The organism is Nonomuraea sp. NPDC048892, from assembly GCF_040649735.1.
Classification (GTDB): domain Bacteria; phylum Actinomycetota; class Actinomycetes; order Streptosporangiales; family Streptosporangiaceae; genus Nonomuraea; species Nonomuraea maheshkhaliensis.
The window spans coordinates 1-25,282 of sequence record NZ_JBEZFZ010000020.1 but is presented as its reverse complement, the minus strand read 5'-3'; the positions used below and the strand labels follow the sequence as shown (position 1 = coordinate 25,282).

Sequence of the window (25,282 nt, the reverse complement as noted above, 5' to 3'; positions counted from 1 at the left end):
AACGAACACCACCTGCGGCACGCCCTGCGCGAGTACGAACACTTCTACAACCAGCACCGAGCCCACCAAGCCCTGAACCAAGCCGCCCCGCTGCATACCGTCCCCGATCCAATCACCGATCCAGAGCGAATCACCGACCTGAACATACGCCGACGAGACCGGCTCGGCGGCGCCCTCCACGAATACTCACAAGCGGCTTGACCCGCATGAATGCAATTTTCGGCAGGCGCAGATTCATCGAGGTCAGACAACGCATCTTATTTATGGGCCCTACGGGCTTCGTTGCGTACATCACCAGCCACTGATTAAGCTCCTCGCTCCGCAGGGATGAGGGGAAGCGAGGTATCGCAGTCCGATACTTCGAGAATCAGAACCGCGCAGTCTCTTATATCCTCAACATCATCAAGATAATTGGCTTCATTTGGCCGAAGGCTTGCGAATGTCACACTCCCCGTATATAGGTCATCGTCTCGAGAGTCATCAACGCGACAAATTGAAATGTACGCCTCCATTGGCGGATGACCGGTCATTGTTCTCAGCCCAAAGAGCGCCATTCTAGCGAACGCATATCCCCTCCTGGCAAGCTCCCTTGCGCGCTGGACACCAGTACTCGAGAGGTCGATATCTGGTATCCCGCGACCGTTAACGCTGGCCTCATATCCGACCACATCGCCAGGAGAACAATGAGGACCGAAGTAGCTCGATTTGAAGGATCTGAGCAACCAGGCACCCGTTTCATCGCGCATCCATCCTTCACGAAGAGATGCCCAATAGGCCTCAGGAATATCTTCCAGTGAAGCGCCTTCCAGAATCGCCTCCGTGGCAATATCACTGAACATCGAATTATAGCGCATTCATAAACTCCGATCGAAGATTCTCTGACCAACTCGACGGATCAGCATATCTCGCCAAGCGTGGCGAGGCCTTTAGCGATCCCTCTCCGAAATTCCGGAAACTTCTTCTCAAGCTTTTTTTTCAAACTACTTGGCATCCCATCGAACTCTCCAGTCTCAAAATTGTACAGATACTTCGCCTCAGTCGCTTTGTCTTGGAAGTGGATTTGTCCTGCCCGTTGACCTGGATTTGGATTCTCGACATCGATCCTATAAGGGCCATGCAGCCAAGTCGTCCTACTTGTAACTTTGGTGCCATTGGCGCCAATCATGCCGGGATCGTCATTGTGGACGAGGACGTTAACGTCCCCTACTCCGACATGGTAGGTATGGATGTCGGCGATGGACAGGTTGTAAACCTTTTGTGTTGCAGCCCATCGCTTCACATGGGCAACTTGAATCCATGTGCCAGCAGCGGTACGCAACCACGATCCCGGCTCAAGGTAGGTTGCGTCGACCCAATTCCGCAGGGAAGGCACCCAGAAGGGATGACCACTTGTCGCTACGATTGATGCTTCACTTGCCCCAGCCTCAGGTTCACCATGGAGAGTGATCTGAACCAGGTGTTTCACGCCAGCGCCGCTGATTGTGTTGGTGACTTCTTTTGCCACCGTCTTCCCGTTTACAGGATCTGCGGCTAGGACATAATCGCCGATCTGAATCTCTTCGATGGGCTTACGATTGCCATTAGCCATAAGTACAAGAGTTTGCGCAGCGAAACTATTGCAGGCTTTAGCCGCACCACGTAGGGCACTGACGACCTTCGGGAAGAATTTCGCGAGCTTGCCTATCCCCTTGGCGGCAGCTCCTCCCGGCAGGAGATTGACGATCATTAGTACACATGAGATCCCGCCTTGCGCACTGCAGGCTTGCACGTCTCCCCAGAAGAAGTCGCTAACTCCCTTGAGAAGAGTCCAGAACCATTTGCCTTCTGCCGCCAAATCATTGCGATATTGCACTTTGAGCGCTTCAAACTCATCCGCTTTGATCCCTAGCTCATACTGCCATTCCTTACACCAATACTTGGTTGAATCACTAAGCATATCGGCGAAGCATGTGTTGTAGAACGCTTGAGCTTTAATCACCGCTTTCGCAGCATTACGCAAGGCTTCACATTGCTTTTTAGACGTTCCGCCCGGACACTTTGATTCACCGACGGACTTGTCCGCAAGTAACTCGCCCTTCGAATTCACCTGGACGTGCGGGTCTTTGAGCCAGGACCAAATGGCCTCTGACTGTTCTACGCTGAGCCCGTCTTCGTAGATGGCGTTGATAAGATAGTTTATTTTATTTTCGCCGGCTTCAAAGAATCCCTTCGGCAGGTACATCCCATTGGGCAGGTGACCCCTTCTTTTCATGTCTTCTTTGGTCATGACGAGAAGGAAGCCGAATTCGACGTTGTCGGTGCAGGTGACGCATGGGCCGTATACGCCGCCGGACCAGTCGTGTCCCAGGGTGTTTCCGGTGGTGCCGTTGCGGTTGTAGAGGTCTTCGAGTTCTCCTGGGCGGGCGCTGGCGGAGGCGGGGACGGCGGAGTGGCCGGTGGGGTCGATGCCGGTGAGGGGTGAGGCGTTGGCGTAGGTGTAGCGGTTGGCTTGGACGGAGGGGCTGGGTTCCAGCGTCATGCTGTCGCGGCTGGTGAAGGTGGCGGTGCCGGGCTGGTACCAGCGGGCGTGCATGTTGACTTTGCCGGTGTCGGGGTCGGTGTATTCGCCCTGGTAGCCGAGGTTGCTTCCGCTGCCGGTTTGGGCGGTGGTCTCGCCGAAGGGGTCGTAGGCGGTGGAGCTGGCCAGGGCGGTGCCGGTGTGGGTGGCGACGAGGTCGCCGTGCAGGTCGCTCATCGCGGCGACGGCCGGCGCGCTGCCTTCTTGGATGCCGAGCAGGGCTCCGAAGGGATCGCGGCTGTATTTGGCTTGGATGCTGCCGCTGACGCTGATGGCGGCCAGGTTGTTGCTGAGGCCGGCGTACAGGTGGGTCTGTCTGGTGGTGCCGGTGATGCGGGAGGTGACGCGGTCGAAGGCGTCGTAGGCGTAAAGGCTGTCGCCGTCGGCGATGAGCCGGTCGAAGGCGTCGAAGGTGAGCTGGGTGGTGGTGCCGTTCTTGGTCTGGGAGGCGAGGGTGCCGCGTGGAGTGTAGGTGTAGTCGGTGCCGTCGCCGGTGGTGAGGCGGTTGCGCTGGTCGTAGGTGAAGGTCTTGTTGCCGGCTTTGGTGCGGTTGCCTGCGGCGTCCCATTCGTAGGCGGTGGTGGTTCCGCCGGGGGCGGTCCAGGAGGTGAGCCGGTTGGCGTGGTCGTAGGAGTAGGTGTTGGTGCCGGCGCCGGCCAGGCCGGTGGTGGTCTTGGTGGTGAGGTTGTCGTCGAGGTCCCACCCGTAGGTGATCTTCGCCAGCTCGGTGCCGGTGCTGCTCTTCAGGGTCTGGGAGGTGTTACGGCCCAGGTCGTCGTAGCCGAAGGTCTGGATGTTGGCGGGGTTGGCGGAGGTCAGGCTGGTGACGCGGTTGGCCTTGTCGTAGCCGTAGGTGTAGGTGCGGCCGGTGACCGGGTCGCCTGCGGTGGCCAGGCGGCTGGCGTCGTCCCAGGTGAAGGTGGCGGTGCCGGTGGCGTCGACGCGCTGGGTGAGGTTGCCGGCGGCGTCGTACGTCATGGTGGTGGGCGGTTGCGCGGGCTGGGTGAGTTTGGCCAGCAGGCCGCGGTCGTTGTACTCGAGGGTGGCCTCGCCTGCGGTGGTGAGCCGGCCGGCTGGGTCGTAGCCGAAGGTCCGCTGCGCGGTGGCCGCGCCACCTCCACTGCCGTCCTCCTGGGTGAGGCGGCCGAGATGGTCGTAGGCGCGGGTGATGGTCACGCCGCCGGGCTGGCGGATGCCGGTGTTGTTGCCGGCCTGGTCGTAGCTGTAGGTCCAGGTACGGTCGGCTTCGTCCGGATGCTGGCTGGTGGCGGGTTCGATGACCTTCTCGACGAGGTCGAGGCTGTTGTACGTGGTCCAGGTGGTGTTGCCGCGGCCGTCGGTCAGCTTGGTACGGGCGCCGGCGGCATCGTAGCCGAACCGGGTGACGATCTCCTGACCGGCGGAGACCGGTTCGGTGAGCGTGGTGAGCCGGTTCAGCGCGTCGAAGCTCTGCTGGACGGTGTGCTGTTCGGCCGAGGTCTGGCTGACCGGGTTGCCGGCCAGGTCATAGCCGACCTTGACCGAGCGCAGCACCGTACCGGCGTCGTTAACGCTCGCTAGTTTGAGGTCTTTGACCTCGGTCGGCCGTCCGGCCAGGTCGTAGCTGGTCTCGGTGGCGGCCAGGGTGGCGTCGATGACCCGCAGCGGCCGCCCGGCCAGGTCGTAGGTGCCGCGGGTGGTGTTGTTCGCGGGGTCGGTCGTGGCGGTGACCTCGCCGGCGGCGTTGGGTGTGTAGGTGGTGGTCTTGCCGCGCGGGTCGACGGTCGTGGTGAGCATGCCGGCGCTGTTGTAGCTCATCTTGGTCGTGTGCGCGGCCGTGGCGGGCACACGTTCGATCGCCGTTTCGGTGATCTTGCGGCCGAGGTCGTCGTAGGTGGCTTCGATTCGGGCGCCGTTGGGGTCGACGCTGGCTCGTTGCTCGCCCGCCTCGTTGTATTCGGCGATCCACACGCCGCCGGGTCCGGACGGACCAGGGTCGGTCTGGCGCACCGGGTTGCCGAGCGCGTCGTAGTCCGTCGTGATGGTGTAGCCGCGCGGATCGGTGGTGGAGACGCGGCGACCGGCCGCATCGTAGGCGTGCGAGATGGACGGGGTGAGCGCCGTGCCGCCGGGCGGGGTGTAGGTGGGCATCGTCAGCTTCACCGCGCGGCCCGCCTTGTCAAAAGCGGTCGTGACGGTACGGCCCTCGGCATCGACGGTGTGCGTCTGGTTGCCGAAGGTGTCATAACCGGCCCGGGTCGTCGGACGGACAGCCGCCGTGTCCGTGCCCGCCTTGTCCACCTGAACGCTGGGCGCCTTGGTCTCGATCAGGCGGCCGAGCGCATCGTAGGTGCTGGTGGTGGTGTAGTCGGCCGCGCTGGCGCCGTCGGCGTTGCCGCGCGGATCGATGACGGCGACGGGCAGGCCGCGGTCGTCCACCGTCCAGCTGGTGATCAGGTCCTGATCGCCGTTCTCGATCGTCTCCCGGGTCTTGATACCGGCCGCGTTGTAGGTGTAACTGGTGCTTTCCTCGCGGCTACCACCCACCGCCGTGCGCAACACCTTCGTGGTGAGGTTGTTGGCGTCGTAGGTGTAGGCGGTCTTGCGCTTGAGCCCAGCCGGATCCAGAGTGGACGAGCTCAGCCGGCCAGCCGCGTCGTAGACGAAGTCGGTGCTGGTGAATCCACCCCCGGTCACCTTCTTGGTGAGGTTCCCGGCCTCGTCGTAGCTGTTCTCCTCCAGCACCACGTCCACCGCGGTGGAGCCGCCGTTGAGCTTGGCGTCGTCAGCGGTGGCCCGGTAGAGCAGGTCGCTGTCGTGATAGCTGTAGGCCGTCCTGCGGCCCATCACGTCGACCTTCACGGCCAGACGGCCCGCGGGGTCGTAGGTGTACGACTCCAGTACGAGGTCCTTGGCCGGCTTCGGATTGACCGGGCTACCGGTCCAGTTCTTCAACACCACCGTGGCCGCCTCACCGCGCTCGGTGTAGGTGAAGGCGAGGACCGAGCCGACTTCGTTGGTGACGCTCGACTCCAGGCCGAGGCTGTTCCAGGCGGTCCGGACCACGCCGCCCTCAGCGTCGGTGACGCTCTCCTCGCGGCCGTGCGCGTCATAGGTGTAGGTGATCGTGCGCGCCGCATCGCCGCCGGTCAGGTCCGTGACCGTTCCCGTCAGCTTGCGGCCGTCGGCGTCATAGGTGTACGTCGTCCTCGCCGTGTGCGTGACGTTCGTGATCTCGTTCTTCACGCCTGGTGCTGTCTGGGTGGACAGCCGGCCGGCGGTGTCGTAGGTGTAGCTGGTTTTCACGCCGCCTGGGTGGGCGTCGGAGATCTGGGTCTGGGAGGTGACGCGGCCGAGCGCGTCGTGCTCGTAGGTGGTCACCAGGCCGGCCGGGTCCGTCTGCTCGGCCAGGTCGCCTGCGGCCGTGTAGCGGAAGGTGGTGCTGTTGCCCTTGGCGTCGCTACGGGTCTTGACCAGCCCGGCCGGGGTGTCGCCGCCTCCGGCGGCGGGTTCGCTGCCGTCGGTGTAGGCGGTGCTCGCCGAGCGGCCGTTGGGGAAGTCCGGCGTGGCCGGAGTCTTCTGCTGGGTCTGCTCGCCAAAGGCGTTGTACTCGTAGGTGGTGGCGTAGGTGTTGTCGCTGGCGGAGGAGGAGCGGCCGTCGCGGAAGGCGGTCACCCGGTCGTTGCGCGGGTCGAACTCGTCATCTTCGTTGACGTGGTAGGTCCAGTAGCGCTCGTTGATCGCCTGGGCGCCGGGGACGGGGAAGAACCCGCCGCACGACAGGGGCGGCTCCTTGTCGTCGGTTTCGCCCCGGCACTGCCCCGAGTAGCGCAGGTTGCCGCGTTCGTCGTAACCGGTCAGCGCGAAGATGTTGTTCGCATTCTTCACCCAGGACGGGTAGCCGTCGGCGTCGTAACCGTAGGTGGTCTTGTGCCCGAGCTGATCGGTATAGGCGGTGATCCGGTAACCGCGCCAGGCATCGTGCTCCAGCTTGACGTCCTTATTAGCTGGATCGGTCAGCGTGACGATCGAGGAGCCGGTCTCACGGTCGATCTCGCTCGGTTCGCCGATCTTGTACAGGCCGCCGTGCTCGTCGGTGTGCGTCAGCAGCCGGTCCCTGCGTCCGTCGTAGGTGTTGTCCGCCCAGATGCGGCCTGACGGCAGAGTGATCGTCGACAGCAGATGCGGCGCCGCCAGCCGGGCCGCGAAGTGCTCGCCCACATCCGCCACGCCAAGCGGGCGGTCGTACAGGGCCACCTCGTCGATCTGGCCGGTGAACCCCCACTTGGTGAAGGTCAGATCACCGGGGTCGAGCGGCTTGCTGGCCGGCCAGCCCGTCTGGGTCAGGCCGTGGCCGATCGTGGTGTAGGCCATCCAGTTATGGTCGATCTTGCCGTTCAGCGACCCGACAGCGGTCCCGTCCAGATACAGCGTCTGGGTGTTGCCCGACCCGGCCAGCACCGCGTGATGCCATTGCCCGTTGTTCACCGCCGCCGAGGAGGTGATCGGAGAGAGGATCATGTCGCCGGCGGAGTCGCGGGCACGCCACTGCCCGCGCAACTTACCGTCGGTGCCGACGTACAACACCGGCGCTCCGTCCGGCGGGAACAGCGTGCCGGGCGGCGGGGGCGCCTCCACCGCGGTGTAGGCCAGCACACCCGAGGAGGTGGTCTTGAACCACAGCTCCAGCGACAACTGATCGTCCAGACGAGGAATGACGCTGTCCGGCAGTTGGATGAACGACTGCCCGGACAAGCCGACCGCAGTGTCCGTCGAGCCGGCCAACGCGCCCTGCTGTTCGAAACTCAGCCCGCCGTAGTCGGCACCTCCGGCCCCCCACCCGAAGTCACGCAGCAGCAGATCGTCCCCGTCCGGCACGCAGAAGATGGGGTTGATCTCGCAGTTCGGATCCGTGGGCGTCGGAGTCGGAGCGGGCGCGGTGTACGGGTCGCCCAGCCGCCAATAGCCCACCGGCTCGTCGTCCTCGACCAGGCCACGGTATTGCGAGCCGCTGCTGTAGGTGTAGGTGGTACAGTTCGGCGCCGCCCCCGGCCGGCACGCGGTCGCCAGCTTGTCCCCGTCATAGGTGTAGGTCCACCTCAGCGGCGCACCGTCGACCGCGTCCGTGGCCACGCCGGACACGTGCCCGCCGCTCCAGGTGAACGTCAGCGACCGGCCACCTACCCCGGTCACCGTGGCCAGCTTGCCGTCGCTGCCGTACCTGAGTTCCTGCGCCCGGCCGCGAGCATCCACCACCCGCGCCAGTCGGCCCTGCGCGTCGAAGTGGTAGACGGTGGAGCTCTTGTCCATCAGCTTCCACCCGCCGGCCGGCACCACGCCCAGCGTGGCGTGCATGCCAGGCGGCGGCTGGAAGGTGCCGTCCCCCTTGGCGCCGAACCGCAACCGGCGGCCATCGGGGTAGGTCACCAGCAAACTCGCGCTCGACTCGGCCACGATCCGCATGTCGAACCGGGTCGACCAGCCGGCACCGAACAAGCCGTCCCGCCGCGCGTCCATACTGTTGTACGTCCGCACCACCGACAACGCCGGCCCCGCCGACGGCACCGAGGCGTCGACCACCGTGGAGGTGTAGTTACCCGACACGGCCTGGAACTCCTGACCGGCCTGGTCCCGCGTGGCCAGCTGCGAGCCGATCGCCGGCTGCCGCACTCCGGTCACGAACGTGTGATACGCCGAGGTGACCGAGGCCCCGCTCGCATCAGTGACCGCCACCTTCCAGGCGAAGGTGGCCCCCCACTTCAACTCCCCGGCCGGGACCGTCCACGCATGCACCCCAGGCGCCAGCTGCCCGGACGACGCCACCGGCCCATGCCAGGTGCCATCCGGATCTTGCCGCAGACACCACAGATCGAACTCCGCCTCCGAAACCACCCGCGGATCATCCGTCGGAGCCTGACAAACCGTGAAGTCATACCGGTACGGCGCCCTGCCACCCTCCGCGTGCGCCCGCAGCGTCGGCGTCGCCGGCACCGTCCTGGCACCGCTCAACGGCCACATGTCCGTCACCCTCGGCGCAGCCGCCACCGCCGCGTCCTGCGCCTCAACCCGCACCGCCCCCGGCGGCAACCGCCGCCCATCAGCACGCGCACTCTGCACGGCCAGCGTGCTCTGCGAACGCGGAGCCCAATCCGGCTCATTCAGCCCTGCAGGCGGCTTCGCCTTCCCAACGTCACGCTTGCCCTGCACCGCAGGCGAAGCCATCGTCACATCCGCAGACACCACCGACGGCAAACCTTCACGGCCCACCCCCATCTGCTGGGGTGGGGTCTGCCATGTGCCTTGTCCAGTTACGGCTGCCACGCTTTGGGAACCGGCCACTGCAGGCAACGCGACCGCCTGAACCAGCCCCGGCAGCAGCGCCACCAACACCACAATCCGCGCGGCTAACCAACGGCGACCCGAACGATTCCATGCCGAATACCGGCGCATACGCCGTCACGCTCCCTAACCACAACGAGGACACCCCCACGGGGGCGCCAAACGTCGCTCCACCCCACCCGGCAGGCCGATCCCGACTCGTGCGGCTCAGGAGCACTTGATCAAACGGACAGAGCGTAACTTTTGTAAGATCACCCGACAAGAGCGACTTTAGTGATCACGGCAGCGCGGAATGCGACGTTCCTGAAGCGTGCGGACGGTCACAGCGCGGCCGAAACCGCTGAGCTGTTGGTGTCGAGCCGTTGTGCGGTTCCTGCATCTGCGAATGAATGGGCTACCGGGCTGCTACTCGGCGTGTTCCATATCTGTGACCAGATTCGCTTTCTGTCACTGGATAGCATCCGCATGAGACGGCATCTGTGTTCTTCTGTCATGGGAGAGATGCTCGGCATCGATCCGCCGTACTTGCTCTGACAACTGCAGCCCGGGGCGACAGGGGCGTCGTCTTCCACGGCATCCCGGCTGGTCAGTCCTCGATGGCCAGCAGCGAGCGCACGTCTCGTACCGCCGGCCGGGCCCGCTGCTCCACCGGGACCGCACACAGGGCCATTCGTGCGGCTTGTATGACCATGGTTGTGCGGTGCTTGTCCGGCAGATCGTCCATGACGCCTGCGGCCTCTCGCATGCCCTCGTCCACGTTGCCGGCGACCACGGTGCATTGCGCGGTCAGCAGCTTGGCGATGGCCGGAAACTGATAGTCCGGGTTGGAGGCGATCACCTCATCTCGCGCCTGGCCCGCCCGCTCGATGTCGCCTGCTGCGCTGTATACCCAGACGCGGGCGTACGGGAGCTGCCCGGCTCGCCAATAGGCGGGCATAATGCTGGCCGGCAGGCTCCCGGTCATCAGCCGTTCGCTGATCCGCTCCAGCGTCGCCCGCGCTTCCTGGTGGCGGCCGATCATGGCCAGGGTCCTGGCGCGGGTGTAGTCGATGAGAGCGGCGCCGTACGAGCCGGGTACCCGGTCCATGAGTGGTTGGGCGGCATCCAGGAGTCTCAGGACAGCCTCGGGCGCCCGTTGGCCGCTGTCCACGCCGTGGCCTGCCTCTGTCGACCGTACGCCGAGCTGTAGATACAGATCGCCGGAGGAGTCCGCGGCGGCCCGCGCGGTCCGCCACCACCGGATCGCCGCCCCGTGCTCGCCGAGGCGGGTGAGCATGTTGGCATGCACGGTGGATAGGGCCGCCAGCACCCGGTGCAGGTCGCGGGTGTGCCGGTGATCGACGCCGTGCTGCGCGGTCGTCTGCTGGAGCTGGTTCAGCACGAAAGCGAGGTCGATGTGGATGTCTACTTGCGCCTGTGCCGGTGGTCGGTAGCGGATGGCGTGCAGGTGGTCGGCGCAGGCGAGTTCCCAGTCCTCAAGGGTCCGCGCGGCGGGGACATTCAGGTCGATGAGCTGGCGAAGCGCCTCTGTCGGCCCGAGAGCTCCCAGTCCCGCAGCGATCTGTAGCAGGCGGCGGCGTTCCGTGGCGTCCTCCCCGTAAAAGGTGTCAGCTCTTTCCAGAGTACGCACGGGGCCCATCGTGTCGATAGAGGAAGAAAACTCTGCATTTCGGGTGCGGCGTTTCTCGTCCTCCTCGATCGCCTCGATCAGCGCTCCGCGCGCATTGGTCGCAGCTTCCAGCGCCTCGACCACTGTACGAGTCGGCTTCCGCTGCTCGTTTTCCAGCTTGTACACGTAACTCGTGGAGATGCCTGCCGCCTTCGCTACCGCTTCAAGGGTGCGGTTGCCACGCAGGCGGCGCAGGACCTGCCCGAACGTCTCTTCGCTCATCGCCACCTCCGCCAGCCCAGAGATCTTTCCCCTGACTTTTCCTGAAACTCGAGGAAATGGCGGGGACCGTGAGGCAACGCACCGTGTCTAGACCGCGCCTTCCCGTGCTGGCCACGCTACTGCTGAACGGCGTAAACGTCCCGCGAATCCTTTTCTCGCGCACCCTCAGGACGAAAAAGCCGCCAGGAATATGAAATGGAGGTCCGGAAATGTCCGAGTCGCTGTGCGATTGCGCCGAATCCCCGATCCGTGACGCCGTGATCTGGGAATGGCTGCGGCTCAGCGCGCGAAACCGGCAACTCGCTGTGCTGCGCAACGCCTTCCGCCCGTGGCGGATCACCTACGACCGCGCCCGAACAGGGCTGCTCTGGAAGGCCGAGCCATCGTGGCAGCTCACGCAGGACGAGGTGACCGCCGGAGTACGGCAGAGCGTGGAGTGCCACAACCCCATCGACCTCATGGCCGTGCTGACCGACCAAGCAGCGATCATCCAACGCCTGACCGGCCCCCGCCCCTGAAGCCCCCATGCGCCACATCGCGCTCCACCGCAACCCGCGAGCCCCGGCAGGGCTCCGCCCATCAGCCACAACCATGAAGGAAGACAGCATGACCGAAACCCTGCCCGACCCCATCGCGCCTCCTACGGCCGCCGAAGCCGCCGCTCACCTCGGCAAGCTGCAAGAAGCGCTGCAAAGCCGCGGCCTGCACGCTCACCTGCTCACCCAGAACGGCCGGCTACCGCGCCTACGCGTGATCAACCCCCAAGCCACCGCCCTGTCGGAGACCATCTCCATCGTCCAGCAGCAGGACCGATGGCTGTTCACCTGGTCATGGAACGAACCGATCACCGAAGTCACCCACCTCGCCACCGCAACCGAGCACATCCGCCGCGTCCTGGCCGCAACAGCCCCCAACGCCGGATAACCCCGCTCAACACGTGCTCGACGCGTTCACTGAACCTGGTGGCAGACCGATCCTGCTCTCGGTCGACCACCTCCGCGGCGATGATCAGGGCGCTCCCCCGGACACCTGATCGTCGCCGAGGGCGGCCTCGCTGATGCTGGCGGCCGGGGTGGAGATGAAGGTGGTACAGGAAACACTGGGACATACCTCGAGTGCGTCCACCGCCGACACCTACACCTCCGTCTACCCGCAGGTCGCCATGGCGGCAGCCGAGAAGACCGCCGCCTTGCTGTTCAACGATGACGGTCAGACCGACACTGCGAAGCTCATCTCGCTGAAGAGCTGACAGTCGGATTAAGCATCCGGCCCCGCGTTCGCCGCCTGCTCGCGGCGAGGCGGGGCCGCCGCTCTTGGGCCGAGTGAGAGGATGGCAAATGGATCATGGTGTGTGCGGGGTTGGTGCGGGCGAGCACGTACGGAGCACGCAACCGCTAGACGAAAATTCTAGAACGCGTCCGATCCCGCATCACCGCAGGTCAAGCCATGATCAAAGCGCGCCCTGCAGGATTCGAACCTGCGACCGTCGGATTAGAAGTGGAGCGATGGTTATAGGTCCCCTCAGGCCCAGACCTCAGGGAATGAGCCGTAGGCGCTCAAATCATGAAGATCATTCCGCGCATGTTCCGGATCATGAATGCTCGGCCCCAGTGGCGCAGCCGCTGCAAACCAAACCGCATTAGCAGCTTGGATCGTGCCTGTCCAGATCCGTTCCGCCTGGACCAGCATGCTCCCGTGATCCACGCGGAACGTCCTGGTACAAAGATGAACTGCAACCCGAACTGCAACCCTAGGTGATCCGGGCTGACGTACAGGTGCCACCTCATCTGCCAGCCACCGCGTCCAGGGGCTGAGCTGATACGAAGCTCAGCTCGTCGATCGCCGCAAGTCGCAAACCGCGACGAAAGCTCGACAGGGTCACAGCTCGTGGCAGCTAGGACATAACGTGGCCGCTACCTGCACGTAGATACACGCTGTCCTATACACGGCCTTTGATCATTATGCGCATCTTGCGCAGCCGCTTGAGAACTGGCCTCCTGCCTGCACGTCGCGGCCAGACAAATCAAGTCAGAGGTCCATAGTCATCAACTTGAAGCAACTACAGTTGTGACTGTTTGCTCCGAAATGACGGATGTCGTTAGCTATGTCGGTTTAAGCGATTTGCAAGCCTGGACGCGTTACCATACGGAGGCGTCTACGGACTCACGCGATAAAGTCACGCGGAGGGAGCATTTATGGCAGGCCCGAAAACCATTCATTGGGATCTGGAACCCCACACCAGAGCTAAGCACGAGATCCTCCGCGGATACCTCAACGGATGGTTTCCCGTCATGTCCCGCTACAACAACCGAATCTTCTTCTTCGATGGATTCGCCGGCCCGGGGCGATACAAGAACGGCGAGGCAGGCTCTCCCATTATCGCACTCACGACACTGCTCGACCATGCGCATTTTTCTAGAATGAAATGCGACTTCCTCTTCATGTTCTGCGAACACGACTCGAAAAGATTCACAAGCCTGGAGGTGGAAGTAAAAAAACTTAAGGAAGCTCGTGCGCCCTGGCCAAGCAATGTGAAAGTCCAGCTGGTCAACAAGGAGTTCGAAGCGAGCGCCTCAGATATCATTACCGAGATGCAGAGGCTGAAGAAACAGCTTGTGCCAACCTTCGCCTTCGTAGATCCATTCGGCGTCTCTGGGCTACCAATCACTGTTATCAAAGATCTTCTCGCCTCTCCGCGCTGCGAGCTCTTTGTCAACTATATGGTCGATTCCGTGAACCGGTTCGCGGGTGCCGGCAACATAGACCATCACCTCAAAGACCTCTTCGGAACCGAACGCTATAAGGAGGCTGCGGCTCTTCAGGGACAGCCGCGCCAACAATTTCTTCATAACCTCTATGAAGAGCAGTTGAAGTCAGTCTGCGAGTTCTCGTTCGTGCAATCATTCGCCATGATCAACACATACGGGCACATCGGCTATTACCTGTTCTATGGCACGCGAGACATCAAGGGCCTAGAACTTATGAAAGATTCGATGTGGAAGATCGATCCCGGAGGGGACTACCGATTCTCCGACAGGCTTGTTGGACAAACTGTCCTATTCATCGAAGACGGAGTAGACGCGCGCCCTTTGCAACAAGCACTGCGCACAGAATTCGCTGGTAAAGCTGTACCGATCCAGCAGCTAGAGGATTTCACGATTACACGGACGCCCTACAAGAAGTCTCACCTGCGCCGATTTGCCTTGACTCCGCTGGAGAGAGAGAACGCGATCCAGGTACGACGCCCAGGAAGGTCTCAATTCCCTCCAGGTACAGTTGTGATCTTCCCTGCCTAGTGTTCTAGGCATCTCCTAGTGCTGCTCTATGCATTCACGAGGTTCAGAGAGCCTGATCGTTCAGGCATCTCATCCCAAGTACGTCCGTCAAGCATACGTCCTTGAGCTTTAGGGGTCCTGCCGCCCCATTGCTTGAAGAAGAATGGCACATTCGCGCCCACACATCGATCCCGAATCTCCTTAACCCAATATGGGTCAACGGGACGATGGTTGCGGCCACTTTCGCCACCTACGATAACCCAGGATATTCCGTCCAGATCCAGGGAAGGAATCGGTCCCAGCAGGGGCTCACAAGAGAGGAAGCGAGTCCGGGCTGGGATCCGCCTCAAATCATCGATTCGATCAGCTACATCCGAACTCTCGACACTAGTCCCTACCCAAACATTTTCCGGCCACGGTAGTTTATGGGCTATCCGTCGGAGACGTCGGGCACGTTTGGTAAGTATCTGATACGTGTGTTGAGGAGTCTTTTCCATTGTTTCGAATACACGGACTACGAAGTCCAAGGGGACCTGTGCATGAAATAGGTCACTCATAGAGTTGACAAACACGAGGCGAGGCTTCCGCCAGCGTTGAGGGAGATTCAACAGGTCTTCGTGTAGCGTTACGCCAAATCCAGGTCCGGAGGTCCTTGGATCGCCGTCGCGTTGATAGCGAGCTTGCCCCATCGCCTTGAGCCTTTTGGCGAGGCTTAGGGCATAGCAGTTGTCGCAGCCATGTGAGACGCGATCACATCCTGTTGTTGGGTTCCATGTAGCTTCTGTCCATTCGATGAGGCTACGGTCGCCCATTGCTACACACCTCCTCCGGCATGGTGAACGCTCTTGCGACACCGTACCGATCGTCAACGATCATAGCCGATCTCGAACGAAATTTCGATACTTCTGCCGCGAGTATGTGCAACAGTAGCTGGACACCGCAATCAAGATCAGTCGTTCGCCGCGTCCATATGCTTCACCGCCGGTCTTAGCGAGCGACACTCCTCGCGTGCGTGCCGAGGTTCGAGCTTGCCACACTTGCGAGTTGCTGCGTCGCCAATCCACTTGCCTCTCAGGCGAGTGCCTCCTGGTGTCTGACCCAGCTCCCTCCCGTCCGACACGAGACATTCACCTCTATCTGTCCAGCCCGTCGTCCCGTAGACCAACCGCCGCCGGGGCAAAGAGGTCAGCGACGATAGCGTCGCCGTGTTCTTGAATCCTGGGATCCACAGCTCGAAGATCAGCCACGTTATTCGGTGAGCCAGGGTGAGGAACGAACGCTGGATCGTCGATCGCCCCCGAGCATGTACGGCGACCGGCCGTGCAGTGGCGATCGTAGGGCTGCATCTGTCCGGCGGCGTGGCAACCCCGGTCGGAGCGTTCGGTCCGTACGGCTGGGCCGGCGTGCGGTGGCCGGCCCGGTGCCCCGCCGCCGTCCGGGACCGGCCCCCAGGCCGCACGCCCGGACGGCGGGCGGGCGGAGGGCCGGGAGTACGGCGGCGCGCCGCGCCGCCGCTTGATACCTAAGAGAACAACTCGGCAATTCGGCAGACCTGCAAGTGGTCCCGCTTCTCGCTCAATCGAGCAGGTCCGGACGGCGGTTAGTGAGGGCTCTACGGGCAGTGACGAACCGTTCGTGGAACTCTTCGGCAAGCGCTTCGCGTCGATAGCGCTGCCGTAGCACACGGTCGAGATCTCCAGCACGGTGCACGAGGTCGGTAAGGGACCGTCGATCGATGTCGAAGGCAGCCAGTCCCTGATCAACAGCCGCGTCAAGATCGCCGCGCCGAGCGTGGACGATGCCAAGGTCTATGTGTGCATCGGCGACTCTCATCGGGGCATTGGAGGTGCCGTCAGGGCGCATGTGCATCTGGATGGTTTCGCGGGCATGCTCTTCAGCGCGGTCATCATCGCTCAGCCATGTGTAGCAGGTGGCGGCGTAGAAGACCCACTTGGCGTGGTCGAAGACGAAGTGGTGGTCCGGGTGCTCGGGCATGGACAGGGTGCTGAGGACCTCGGCTCCACGTGTTAGTGCGCGGTCGGCTTCACGGCGGTCGCCGATGCGGGCAAGGCCGCGAGCCTCTTGCAGGGTTAGCTGAACCATGGCGCTGCTGGTCCCAGCGACGGCCTGGCCCATGCGGGCGGCGGTGACGACGTCTTCGTAGCGGCCTTCGACGAGGGCGAACCATGCTGACATTTCGTGTGCCCAGCCCATGAGTTCGCCGTGTCCGACCTGGCGGCCCATCTCGAAGGCGGCGCGTCGCGCTGTTTCGGCCTCTTCCCGCTCCCCCAGGTCGTAGTGGACGCAGCCGAGCAGGGCGGTGAGCCAGCCGGTGATGACGAGGAGTTCGCGGTGCTGGTCCAGGGTGAGGCGGCCGGAGAGCAGGCGGTTGATCTGTGCCAGGCGTTTCTGCGTCCGGTCCCGTAGCGTGCCTGCGGGCACGATCGGGTAGGCGCGGCACAGCAAATCGACGGCCTCGGCAAGAGCCTCCAAGGTTCCGGTGCCGACGTCGGATGCCTGGAGTTGCTGGGCGAGTTCCATGGTGCCGTACAGGTCGGCCTCGACACGGAGGGCGTCGGCGGGGATGACCTGGGCCTCGATGAGTCTGCTGTTGGTCTGTCTGGTCTGGGAGAACCCAAGTGCTTCCGGCTCCATCCCGGTCAGTTGAGTCAGCGCTAGCCGGTACGGCGTGCGTGGCCAGCGGACTTCGCCGGCCTCCCAGCGGCGGACCCGTTCCTCGTCGCACGTGAGGCGTTCGGCGATGCCTACCGGTGTGGCGTTGATGCGGTCGGCCATGTCGGCGCGGGTGAGGTGGTGCTCGTTGCGCCAGGCACGTAGCCGCACGTTCGGGATGTAGTCGGGCATCTTCGGGTCTTCCTCCCGGCTGGGGGCTCGAAAGGGGAAATGAGGGGGCCGTTCAGGGGTCCTGCTCAGACTCGGTTGCCGGTGGACTTGTCATCAAGCAACCACGGTACGTCACGCGGCCTCCCGCCACAGGGAACGCCGGATGAACGAGGAGATGGCGACGGTGATCCGGCCAGACGAGACAAGCAAGACGTCGCCCTGCCCCGGCTGCCGGGGACGCGGGAACAAGCTGCGCGACTCGCGCCATGCGCTCCTCATCGGCGACTGCGACACCGATCAGACCCGATGTGAGGAGCGAGAGTGTCTCGACTGCCTCGGAGGCGGCCAGGCCGAAGGGAACGCGAAATGAACTCGATCATGGGGGCGGCGATGGCCGGTTTCCCACCGATCCAGCAAGAGGGCGACATGCTCGTCCGGCTGCGTGACGAGCTCACGCACCTCGGCGTCAACGCCGAACTGCGGGACAACAACAGCGCGCTCATGGTGCACAAGCGGGAGCCGGGGATGCCGGTGTGGGTGTTCGTCGGATTCGGCGGGGCCTACTACTCCTGGCAGAGCGCTGAGCAGCGGCACCCGACCGCTGATCCGGAGGGTGCGGCGAAGCTCCTGGCTGACTACATCGCCAGGTGATGACCGGCGCGAAGAGGCGAGTGCGTTTCTCTGTCTAAGGGGGGCAGGGATCGCCGCCGCCCTTGTCTCGTCGCGCCTCCTTCCCGGCAGGCAGTGCAGTGGTGGCCCCCGCGGCGTTCTTCCCCGTCCGGCTGCTGTGCTGCCTGCCGGTTCTTCTCCTATGGCTTCCCCGCCTTATCCCAACCGCGTGGACAGGCTGTGGTTTGCCGGTTACTCTCAAACTTGGTAAAACAACCTGTCGGCTGTTGGACGGTCAAGATGTCGCTAGAGTCCGTGCCGCCTAAGTATGCGCAGCTTGTCCAGACTCTGCAGAGGCGCATCGAGGCAGGAGACTACCCACCGGGCACGCTCCTCCCCAGCGAGAACCAACTCATCCAGGAGTTCAGCGTCTCCCGCCCCACCGTGGTCGCCGCCCTTCGCGTGCTGCGTGAGCAGGGCTGGATCGAGTCCCAGCAGGGCAAGGGACGCTTCGTGCGCGGCCGTCCGGCCATGGCCTCCATTGAGCAGAAGCGGCCTGGACAGGCGTACCTCACTAAGCCGGAGGCCGACGCCAGCGGCGAGGTCGTCGAAGTGGGCGCCATGACGGCCCCGAATCGTGTTGGCGTGCTGCTCGACGTCCAGCCCAAGAGCAAGGTGTTCGTCCGGCGGCGGCTCATCGTGCGTGACGGCGAGCCGACCGAGCTGGTGTCGCTCTGGTTGCCATTGGATCTCTCCGGAGGTACGGATCTCACCAGTGGTGAGCCGTTGCGGCAGGGGTTGCGGGAACATCTCCAGGCGCGCAAGGGGGTCCGGTTCGATCACATCGTGGAGCAGATCACCGCGCGCATGCCCTCTGCCGATGAGGCCAAGCGCCTCGGCATGCCGAAGAACGTTCCGCTTCTGGCGGTGTTCGGTGCCGTCCGCGATGCCTCCGGCCGGCCCCTTGCTGTTGTCGAGGTGCTGCTGCCCGCTGACCGGCATGAGCTGGAAGACGCCTACCCGGTCACGTGATCCGGCTGCCGTCTACGCACAGCGGAAGTCCCAGTCGCTGGGGCTGATGTCGCCGAACGACACGGTGACTTCCATGTCGTCTCCCGTGGCGTCACCGAAGCGCAGAGACACATCCGCTTTTCCCTTGGTGTCGGCTCCGCTGATGCGAGCCTTGTCGTAGTAGGTGCGGATCTCGCCTTGAGACAGGCGGGTCTGGAGCGCCCGTTGGACGCGGTACTCACAGTAGTCGCCGTTGCCGTCCGAGATCTTGCCGAAGGTTGCGTCGTCGCTGCCCTTGCTCTGCGTCTTGGGCGGCAGCGGGTAGGCGAGTGCTCGCTCGCGGAAGCCGTCGAAGCGGGCGTCGTCGCGCCACATCGGGATCTTGAACAGTAGGAACAATCCGATCAGCGGTACGACGACGACCACGGCTAAGCAACCCACCGGATTTCGCACCGGATCCTCCTGATATGTCGGGCCATGGCTTTGGGCGACTGTCTATCGCAGTGGTGACACGCACGTCACCTCACACCTAGTCACTTGACCTAGCAAGCTACGGACAGTTATCGTCTAGCTACTTGATAGGTCGAGTGCCTGTCATCCAAGAGAGGAACGTAGTTATGGCTCTGCAAGGCCCCATCCCCGTCACCTTCGCCATGGTCTTCCCGCACGGCTGCTACATCGTCGGCGAGGTCGAGCCCGTCAAGGACTTCGACGCCTCCTCCGGCGGCCGGTTCGTGCAGGCCCGCGACAAGCAGACCGCTGAGCTGGTCTGGCAGGTCGCGGTCATGGACGGTGACCCGACCCTCAAGCCCGCCCAGAAGACGGTGGCGGTCAAGATCCTCGCGCCGGTTCAGCCGGTGCCGCCGCAGCCCATGCCGGGGTTGCCGTTCACGCCGGTCGCGTTCGACGGCATCACGGTCACGCCGTACGTCAACGCGGCTGGACGGCTCGCGTACTCGATCAAGGTGCGGGAGATGCACGCACCTCGCCAGCTCAACCAGCCCGCCCAGAGCAAGGCTTCGGCCGGAAAGGACGCCGCCTAAATGACCCGACGCCGTACGCCACGTAACAGCGTGATCCGGCTGACCACCGGGCACGCCGCCCACACGCTCAACCACCCGTTCCCGCGCCGTCAGCCCGTCCTGGCGCTCGACTTCGGCGCCACCTCCGTCCTGGTCACCACCAACGGACCCGTGACGGCCGAAGACCTGGAGTTCGCGCGGCAGCTCGCCCGCGAGGCGCACCGCTTCGCCCGCTCGCTGGAGCGCAGCTTCTACGGCCTCCCGGACGGGCGCGGGGTGGCGGCGTGAGCGAGCACCGCCCCTACACCTACGTCACCTTGTCCATGCAGCCCGACTCCGCGCCGGACGTCGGCGTCTCCTTCCACACCGCGCGTCTCAAGGTGCGTGCCGGACTCCTGCTCAGCAACCCGCGCCCATACCTGGACTTCGCCTCCCACGAGGCGAACGTGCACATCTCTACCACCGGGGCCGGACCAGTCACCGACGACGATCTGGCCATTGCGCGCGAGATCTTCAACGCCGCTGCTCGCTACCTGGCCGACTGCGAGCAGCTACACGCCGAACAGGCCGACAAGGACGCCGGGGACACGGCGGCCTGACAGATAAGGCGGGGCCGCTGGAAGCGGCAACTTCCGGCGGCCCCTCGGTTCTCCCCTGACTCCACATCACGAGAGGTTCCCAGCTTATGTTCAAGCGGCTGCCTGGCGATGAGGCGCGCAACCTCGTCTCCACCACGCCCGACACGGCCGTCGTCTTCCGACCGGCCGTGCTCAAGACACCCGCCATCATCACCTTCCTCGTCTACGGCTGGCGCTTCCTGTCAGCCCTCGTCCGCACCACCTGGCGGCATCCGATCGCCGTCGCCGTCCCGGTCATCCTCGGCGCCGTCTGGTACGGGTACGGCTGGCCTGCTGCCGTATCCACGTTCGGCTTCGTCGTGCTGTCCCTACTCGCCTGGGCCTGCACCGACGGCGACTCCTTCGCCCGCCTCGTCGGCTGGCGGCTACTGGCCTGGTGGCGGCTCATGTCGGTCTACCGCCGCCACTGGCACGGCGTCATGGACGTCTCCGGCCTCGCCAGGCGAGTCAACGGACGCGTTTACATGCCGCGCCTGCTCCACGTCACCTGCGACGGCTGGGCCGACCGCATCACCGTCCGGATGCTCGGCGGCCAGGCGGTCAAGGACTGGTCCGACCGCCTCGACAACCTCGCCCACGGCTTCGGCGCCACCTCCTGCCGGGTGGCGCTCATCAAGGGCGGCCGACTGCTGCTCATCTTCCCGCGCCATGACCCGCTGGCCACGCCCATCCCCGCACTACCCGTCCCCGACGAGCCATCGGTCGGACCGGTCGAGATCGGCAAGCAAGAGGACGGCCGACCACTCCGGCTCAAAGTCCACGGCACCCACATCCTGATCGCGGGCGCGACGGGGGCTGGCAAAGGCTCCTTCCTGTGGGACACCATCCGCGGACTGCTCCCCGCCATCCGGGCGGGCCTGGCCGAAGTCTGGGCGCTCGACCCCAAGCTGATGGAACTGTCCTTCGGCCGCGAACTGTTCCAAGGCCGCTACGCCGCCGACCCGGCCGACTGCGCCGACCTGCTCGACGAAGCCGTCTCCGTCATGCAGAAGCGGGCCGCCCGCTTCGCCGGCCTCCAGCGCTCCCACGTCCCGACCATCGAGGACCCGTTCGTCCTGGTGCTCGTCGACGAGGTGGCGTTCCTGACTGCCTACCAGCCCGACCGGCAACTCCGGCAGCGCATCTCCGCCGCCCTGGCCACGCTCGCCACCCAAGGCCGCTCGGTCGGTGTCGGCGTCATGGCCGCACTCCAAGACCCGCGCAAGGAAGTCATGAACATCCGCAACCTCTTCCCCGACAAGATCGCCCTCCGGCTCGACGAGTCCGAACAGGTGGACATGGTCCTCGGCGACGGCGCACGCGATCGGGGAGCACTCGCCGACCACATCTCACCCATCCCCGAACTGGGCGCAGGCGTCGCGTACATGCGCCTGGAGACCTCACCCGACCCCATCCGCGTCCGAGCCGCCTACGTCTCCGACACCGACATCCGCGCCATGGTCGCCTACCACGGGCAGGCCGCATGACTCACCTGCTCCACGGCCTGCGTTGCGCCACCTGCCTCACCCTGAACGCTCTCTGGCTCGACCCCGTACGCGGCCTGGTCGAGTGCGCCGAGTGCGGCCAGACCGCGCTCATCGTCACCGACCCCGACGAAGGGAGGACCGCATGACCCATGCGCACGACCGCGCCCTCCCCCGAGCCGTCCGCCAAGCCATGCCGATGGCCCGCGACGTACTCGTAGAGGTCGCCAAGCAGCACGGCGTCTGCATCCGCCCGATCCCGCTCAAGCGCCTCGACACCCACACCGGCACCTGGGAGGTCATCGACGTCCCCTGCGGGGCCACCCTCGACAGCAAGTGCCCGCCGTGTGCCAAGCGCAACAAGCAGCTCCGCAAGGCCCAGTGCCGCGAAGGCTGGCACCTCGACGAAGAACCCACCATCACGCCGGACGAACCCAACGAGGAACAGCGCTGGCTGGTGGAGTTCCGCGCGGACTACCAAGCCCAGCGCGACGCCGCCGAAAAGGCCGGCGACGACACCACCGAACTCGACGCGATCATCGCGGGCCTGGACGAGGAGATCAACGCCGCAGGCATGCGCGGCAGCGTCCTCGGCCGCACCACCGCCAAGCGCTCCCGCTCCACCCGGCGACGCCAGGATGCGCCGGACCTGCCCAAGCGCAAAATGGCCCACACCACCCTGGGACGTACCTTCCAAGCCAGCGACGGCAAGGTCTACCGGCCCTCACTCTTCGTCACGCTCACCCTGCCCTCGTACGGCAAGGTCCGCGACGGCGTACCCCTCGACCAGCACACCTACGACTACCCGCGCGCCGCCCGAGACGCGCTGCACTTCTCCAAGCTGATCGACCGCTTCGTGCAGAACTTGCGCCGGGTCGCGGGCTATGACGTGCAGTACTTCGCCTCGGTAGAGCCTCAGAAGCGACTGGCTCCGCACCTGCACATGGCCATCCGTGGAACGCTCCCACGAGCGGAGGTCAAGCAGATCGCCGCCGCGACCTATCACCAGGTCTGGTGGCCGCAGGCTGACGAAGTCGTCTTCGAGGGCGAGCACATGCCGGTCTGGCAAGACGGCACCGGCTACCTGAACCCAGCCACCGGCGAAGTCCTGCCCAGGTGGGACGAAGCCCTTGACGCGATCGACGAGGACGCCGAGCCGCTGCACGTGATCCGCTTCGGCGAACAGGTCGATGTCCAAGGCGTGCTTGCGGGCACCCCGGACGCCGACCAGTGCATCTGGTACCTGTCCAAGTACCTCACCAAGTCCATCGGCGACGCTCTCGACGGCGGTCAGGCCCAGCGCGAGCATGCCGCCCGCCTACTGGATGCCCTCCGCTACGAACCCTGCTCACCCACCTGCCCGAACTGGCTCCGCTACGGCATCCAGCCCAAGGGAGCCAAGCCCGGCATGAAACCCGGCCGCTGCCGTGGCAAAGCCCACAAGCCCGACCACCTCGGCTACGCCGGACGCCGCATCCTCGTCAGCCGCAAGTGGTCCAACAAGACGCTCGCCGAGCACAAGCAGGACCGCCGTACCTGGGTCCTCGAAGCCCTCGGCCAAACCGACCAACCCACCGACCCACACCGCTACATCTGGCGGCCCGTCCCGGCCGGAGACGCCAACGTGCCGCCTCTCGCCGTACGCCTCCTGCGCACCGTGGCCGAACGGCAGCGCTGGCGAGCCCATCTGCGAGAGCTGGAGGCCAGAGCAGCCGGTCAAGATCTTTCGGCAACCGAGGACATGGGGAGGGCGGCGTGACCAAGCGAGACGAACTATTGACCGTTGCTCAAGTCCTCGACGAACTCGGCGGCGTCTCCCGCCGCACCTTCTACCGCTGGCGCGAGATCGGCAAGGCACCGAACGGCATCCGCCTGCCCAACGGCGAACTCCGCATCTACCGCAGCGACCTCGACGCCTGGCTCGAATCCCTCAGGAGCGCCGCATGACCACCTCCTACAAGGTCAAGTTCTGGGATATCCGTACCAACACCCGAACGGACAAGCCCGGCAAGAAGCCTCGGATCGTCTCCCACACCGTCCGGTGGACGGTCGGCAACCGTGAGAAGTCGCAAACCTTCAAGACCAAGGGGCTGGCCGAAAGCTTCCTGTCCGATCTGCGGCAGGCGGCCAAGAAGGGCGAAGCCTTCGACGTGGAGAGCGGTCTTCCCGCTTCGATGGTCAAGGCCAAGGATGCCCGGACCTGGTACGCCTTCGCCGTCGCGTACGTCCACGCGTGGTGGCCTCACGCGGCGGCCAAGTCCCGTGAAGGCATGACCGATACTCTCGCCAGCGTCACCCGCGTTCTGGTCGGCGACGTACCCGGCCGACCGTCCGACGAGATCATCCGGCGGGCGCTGCGCGAGTACTCCTTCCTGCCCGAGGACCGTCGCCGGGAGCCGACACCGGAGATCGCTCGCGCTGTCCGCTGGTTGGAGGGTGCTTCGCTCCCGTTGACCGCTCTTGAAGAGACCAAGCACGCCCGTGCGGCGCTGGAAGCCTTGGCGCTGTGCTTGGACGGCAAGCCTGCGGCGACCTCGACGTACCGCCGCAAGCGGGCCGTCTTCCATCACGCGCTCGAATACGCCGTGGAGCTGGAGGAACTTTCGGCGAATCCACTGCACAAGGTCAAGTTCCGCAAAGCCAAGGTGAGCGGCGAGATCGATCGGCGCTCGGTGGTCAGCCCCAGGCAGGCGCGTGAACTACTCACCGCGGTGACCTACGTGGGGCGGTCGCGCGGGCCGATGCTGGCCGCCATGTTCGCCTGCATGTACTTCGGCGGTCTTCGCCCGGCAGAAGCGGCGGGACTGCGGCAGAAGGACTGTCGGCTTCCAGAGACAGGCTGGGGGCTGCTGACGTTGGAGAAGACTAGACCACAGAGCAACAGGCGGTTCACCGACTCGGGGCAGGCTCACGACGAGCGCGGGCTGAAGCATCGGGACGTGAAGCACACGCGCACCGTGCCCGTCCCGCCCGAACTCGTGGCCATTCTGCGGGATCACATCGCGGCGTTCGGAGTCGCCGAGGACGGCCGGCTCTTCCGTACGCGCACGGGCGGCGTGATCTCGGGTTCGGCGTACGCGAAGGTCTGGCAGGAAGCCCGGACGTACGCCTTCACACCCGACCAGGTCGCCTCTCCCCTGGCGGGCCGACCGTACGACCTCCGGCACGCTGCCGTCTCGCTCTGGCTCAACGCGGGAGTGCACGCCCCGGAAGCGGCCGAGAGAGCGGGACACGGCGTGGACGTGATGCTGCGTGTCTACGCCAAGTGCATCGACGGCCAACAGGAGATCGCCAACCGGCGCATCTTGGAAGCGCTCGCGGCGTGACACAGGAGCTACGGCAGGACCCCGGGACACCTCGGGGTCCTTTCGCCGTTCCGAGCCTCGAAACCCCCGTGCCGACCTGGGAAAACATGGCTGCGGGCATTCCGCGTATGTTCCGTGAAGAGTGGCACAGGGCTGCTTCGGGCCGCCTCCCACTGCCTACAGGGCAACTGGGCCGATCATGCAAAAGACCAGGTCAACCCGTGGATTGCCTGGTCTCGAACGCGCGCCCTGCAGTGTGCTGGTTCAGGACATAGGAAACCCATGTCGCAAGACATAGGAAACTTCAACAGAGTGTGTCTCGGGACATAGGCAACCATCGCGATCATGA

Annotated in this window: 21 protein-coding genes; 15 read left to right on the top strand and 6 right to left on the bottom strand. The window is 64.5% G+C overall.

Annotated features, from left to right (window positions below):
* Positions 1-305: 305 nt before the first annotated feature.
* Together AB0C28_RS41760 and AB0C28_RS41755 are read right to left on the bottom strand one after the other, a co-directional pair.
* Complete coding sequence (locus AB0C28_RS41760) at positions 306-839, bottom strand: hypothetical protein (protein WP_358081026.1); 534 nt, start codon at positions 837-839, stop codon at positions 306-308.
* A 56-nt stretch (positions 840-895) separates the two neighbouring features.
* Positions 896-8,920, bottom strand: a complete 8,025-nt coding sequence (locus AB0C28_RS41755) for an RHS repeat-associated core domain-containing protein (RefSeq protein ID WP_358081023.1) — start codon at positions 8,918-8,920, stop codon at positions 896-898.
* Positions 8,921-9,148: 228 nt separating this feature from the next.
* Here AB0C28_RS41755 and AB0C28_RS41750 point away from each other — a divergent pair, with 228 nt between their 5' ends.
* Positions 9,149-9,409 (top strand): hypothetical protein, encoded by a 261-nt coding sequence (locus tag AB0C28_RS41750; protein ID WP_358081021.1) that lies wholly within the window; start codon positions 9,149-9,151, stop codon positions 9,407-9,409.
* Between the two features lie 52 nt (positions 9,410-9,461).
* Here the strand turns inward: AB0C28_RS41750 and AB0C28_RS41745 are convergent, their stop codons facing one another.
* The gene (locus AB0C28_RS41745; RefSeq protein ID WP_358081018.1) at positions 9,462-10,766 is read right to left on the bottom strand and encodes a helix-turn-helix transcriptional regulator; all 1,305 of its coding nucleotides are present in this window, start codon (positions 10,764-10,766) and stop codon (positions 9,462-9,464) included.
* 209 nt (positions 10,767-10,975) lie between these two features.
* Between AB0C28_RS41745 and AB0C28_RS41740 the strand changes: the two genes are divergently transcribed.
* The 4 genes from AB0C28_RS41740 (at position 10,976) to AB0C28_RS41725 (ending at position 14,062) form a co-directional block, all read left to right on the top strand.
* Entirely contained in the window at positions 10,976-11,284 is a 309-nt protein-coding gene (locus tag AB0C28_RS41740) for a hypothetical protein (protein ID WP_358081014.1), read from the top strand.
* A gap of 88 nt (positions 11,285-11,372) precedes the next feature.
* Entirely contained in the window at positions 11,373-11,690 is a 318-nt protein-coding gene (locus AB0C28_RS41735) for a hypothetical protein (protein ID WP_358081011.1), read from the top strand.
* A gap of 133 nt (positions 11,691-11,823) precedes the next feature.
* Positions 11,824-12,015 carry a hypothetical protein gene (locus AB0C28_RS41730; RefSeq protein WP_358081008.1) on the top strand — a complete coding sequence of 64 codons (192 nt, stop codon included), beginning with the start codon at positions 11,824-11,826 and terminating at the stop codon, positions 12,013-12,015.
* Positions 12,016-12,961: 946 nt separating this feature from the next.
* On the top strand, positions 12,962-14,062 hold the full coding sequence (locus AB0C28_RS41725; protein WP_358081006.1) for a three-Cys-motif partner protein TcmP: 1,101 nt from the start codon (positions 12,962-12,964) through the stop codon (positions 14,060-14,062).
* 26 nt (positions 14,063-14,088) lie between these two features.
* Here the strand turns inward: AB0C28_RS41725 and AB0C28_RS41720 are convergent, their stop codons facing one another.
* Positions 14,089-14,853, bottom strand: coding sequence for a phage Gp37/Gp68 family protein (locus AB0C28_RS41720; RefSeq protein WP_358081003.1), 765 nt, complete (start codon positions 14,851-14,853; stop codon positions 14,089-14,091).
* Between the two features lie 763 nt (positions 14,854-15,616).
* The gene (locus tag AB0C28_RS41715; protein WP_358081000.1) at positions 15,617-16,906 is read right to left on the bottom strand and encodes a hypothetical protein; all 1,290 of its coding nucleotides are present in this window, start codon (positions 16,904-16,906) and stop codon (positions 15,617-15,619) included.
* A gap of 345 nt (positions 16,907-17,251) precedes the next feature.
* On the opposite strand from AB0C28_RS41715, the gene AB0C28_RS41710 reads away from it, so the two are divergent.
* Positions 17,252-17,536 (top strand): hypothetical protein, encoded by a 285-nt coding sequence (locus tag AB0C28_RS41710; RefSeq protein ID WP_346112219.1) that lies wholly within the window; start codon positions 17,252-17,254, stop codon positions 17,534-17,536.
* Positions 17,537-17,794: 258 nt separating this feature from the next.
* The gene (locus AB0C28_RS41705) at positions 17,795-18,526 is read left to right on the top strand and encodes a GntR family transcriptional regulator (RefSeq protein ID WP_358080998.1); all 732 of its coding nucleotides are present in this window, start codon (positions 17,795-17,797) and stop codon (positions 18,524-18,526) included.
* A 12-nt stretch (positions 18,527-18,538) separates the two neighbouring features.
* Here AB0C28_RS41705 and AB0C28_RS41700 read toward each other — a convergent pair whose 3' ends face one another.
* Positions 18,539-18,958 (bottom strand): hypothetical protein, encoded by a 420-nt coding sequence (locus tag AB0C28_RS41700; RefSeq protein ID WP_358080995.1) that lies wholly within the window; start codon positions 18,956-18,958, stop codon positions 18,539-18,541.
* A 164-nt stretch (positions 18,959-19,122) separates the two neighbouring features.
* Here AB0C28_RS41700 and AB0C28_RS41695 point away from each other — a divergent pair, with 164 nt between their 5' ends.
* The 8 genes from AB0C28_RS41695 (at position 19,123) to AB0C28_RS41660 (ending at position 24,954) form a co-directional block, all read left to right on the top strand.
* Positions 19,123-19,548: a plasmid replication, integration and excision activator gene (locus AB0C28_RS41695; protein ID WP_358080993.1), complete on the top strand. Its 426-nt coding sequence runs from the start codon at positions 19,123-19,125 to the stop codon at positions 19,546-19,548.
* The gene (locus tag AB0C28_RS41690; RefSeq protein WP_358080990.1) at positions 19,549-19,815 is read left to right on the top strand and encodes a hypothetical protein; all 267 of its coding nucleotides are present in this window, start codon (positions 19,549-19,551) and stop codon (positions 19,813-19,815) included.
* On the top strand, positions 19,812-20,126 hold the full coding sequence (locus AB0C28_RS41685) for a hypothetical protein (RefSeq protein ID WP_358080987.1): 315 nt from the start codon (positions 19,812-19,814) through the stop codon (positions 20,124-20,126). The genes AB0C28_RS41690 and AB0C28_RS41685 overlap by 4 nt, the downstream gene beginning before the upstream one ends.
* Before the next feature lie 86 nt (positions 20,127-20,212).
* On the top strand, positions 20,213-21,631 hold the full coding sequence (locus AB0C28_RS41680) for an FtsK/SpoIIIE domain-containing protein (RefSeq protein ID WP_358080984.1): 1,419 nt from the start codon (positions 20,213-20,215) through the stop codon (positions 21,629-21,631).
* Positions 21,628-21,777: a hypothetical protein gene (locus AB0C28_RS41675; RefSeq protein ID WP_358080981.1), complete on the top strand. Its 150-nt coding sequence runs from the start codon at positions 21,628-21,630 to the stop codon at positions 21,775-21,777. The genes AB0C28_RS41680 and AB0C28_RS41675 overlap by 4 nt, the downstream gene beginning before the upstream one ends.
* Positions 21,774-23,387, top strand: a complete 1,614-nt coding sequence (locus tag AB0C28_RS41670) for a replication initiator (RefSeq protein WP_358080978.1) — start codon at positions 21,774-21,776, stop codon at positions 23,385-23,387. Before AB0C28_RS41675 ends, AB0C28_RS41670 begins: the two co-directional genes overlap by 4 nt.
* Complete coding sequence (locus tag AB0C28_RS41665) at positions 23,384-23,575, top strand: helix-turn-helix domain-containing protein (RefSeq protein WP_358080976.1); 192 nt, start codon at positions 23,384-23,386, stop codon at positions 23,573-23,575. The genes AB0C28_RS41670 and AB0C28_RS41665 overlap by 4 nt, the downstream gene beginning before the upstream one ends.
* Positions 23,572-24,954: a site-specific integrase gene (locus AB0C28_RS41660; RefSeq protein WP_358080974.1), complete on the top strand. Its 1,383-nt coding sequence runs from the start codon at positions 23,572-23,574 to the stop codon at positions 24,952-24,954. The genes AB0C28_RS41665 and AB0C28_RS41660 overlap by 4 nt, the downstream gene beginning before the upstream one ends.
* Positions 24,955-25,282: the final 328 nt, after the last annotated feature.

What these genes read in the sequence shown, in the direction of transcription:
- AB0C28_RS41760 (WP_358081026.1), bottom strand. Translation starts at nt 839, where the DNA reads ATGTTCAGTGATATTGCCACGGAGGCGATTCTGGAAGGCGCTTCACTG.
- AB0C28_RS41745 (WP_358081018.1), bottom strand. Translation starts at nt 10,766, where the DNA reads ATGAGCGAAGAGACGTTCGGGCAGGTCCTGCGCCGCCTGCGTGGCAAC.
- AB0C28_RS41740 (WP_358081014.1), top strand. Translation starts at nt 10,976, where the DNA reads ATGTCCGAGTCGCTGTGCGATTGCGCCGAATCCCCGATCCGTGACGCC.
- AB0C28_RS41735 (WP_358081011.1), top strand. Translation starts at nt 11,373, where the DNA reads ATGACCGAAACCCTGCCCGACCCCATCGCGCCTCCTACGGCCGCCGAA.
- AB0C28_RS41730 (WP_358081008.1), top strand. Translation starts at nt 11,824, where the DNA reads ATGCTGGCGGCCGGGGTGGAGATGAAGGTGGTACAGGAAACACTGGGA.
- AB0C28_RS41725 (WP_358081006.1), top strand. Translation starts at nt 12,962, where the DNA reads ATGGCAGGCCCGAAAACCATTCATTGGGATCTGGAACCCCACACCAGA.
- AB0C28_RS41720 (WP_358081003.1), bottom strand. Translation starts at nt 14,853, where the DNA reads ATGGGCGACCGTAGCCTCATCGAATGGACAGAAGCTACATGGAACCCA.
- AB0C28_RS41715 (WP_358081000.1), bottom strand. Translation starts at nt 16,906, where the DNA reads ATGCCCGACTACATCCCGAACGTGCGGCTACGTGCCTGGCGCAACGAG.
- AB0C28_RS41710 (WP_346112219.1), top strand. Translation starts at nt 17,252, where the DNA reads ATGAACTCGATCATGGGGGCGGCGATGGCCGGTTTCCCACCGATCCAG.
- AB0C28_RS41705 (WP_358080998.1), top strand. Translation starts at nt 17,795, where the DNA reads ATGTCGCTAGAGTCCGTGCCGCCTAAGTATGCGCAGCTTGTCCAGACT.
- AB0C28_RS41695 (WP_358080993.1), top strand. Translation starts at nt 19,123, where the DNA reads ATGGCTCTGCAAGGCCCCATCCCCGTCACCTTCGCCATGGTCTTCCCG.
- AB0C28_RS41690 (WP_358080990.1), top strand. Translation starts at nt 19,549, where the DNA reads ATGACCCGACGCCGTACGCCACGTAACAGCGTGATCCGGCTGACCACC.
- AB0C28_RS41680 (WP_358080984.1), top strand. Translation starts at nt 20,213, where the DNA reads ATGTTCAAGCGGCTGCCTGGCGATGAGGCGCGCAACCTCGTCTCCACC.
- AB0C28_RS41675 (WP_358080981.1), top strand. Translation starts at nt 21,628, where the DNA reads ATGACTCACCTGCTCCACGGCCTGCGTTGCGCCACCTGCCTCACCCTG.
- AB0C28_RS41670 (WP_358080978.1), top strand. Translation starts at nt 21,774, where the DNA reads ATGACCCATGCGCACGACCGCGCCCTCCCCCGAGCCGTCCGCCAAGCC.
- AB0C28_RS41660 (WP_358080974.1), top strand. Translation starts at nt 23,572, where the DNA reads ATGACCACCTCCTACAAGGTCAAGTTCTGGGATATCCGTACCAACACC.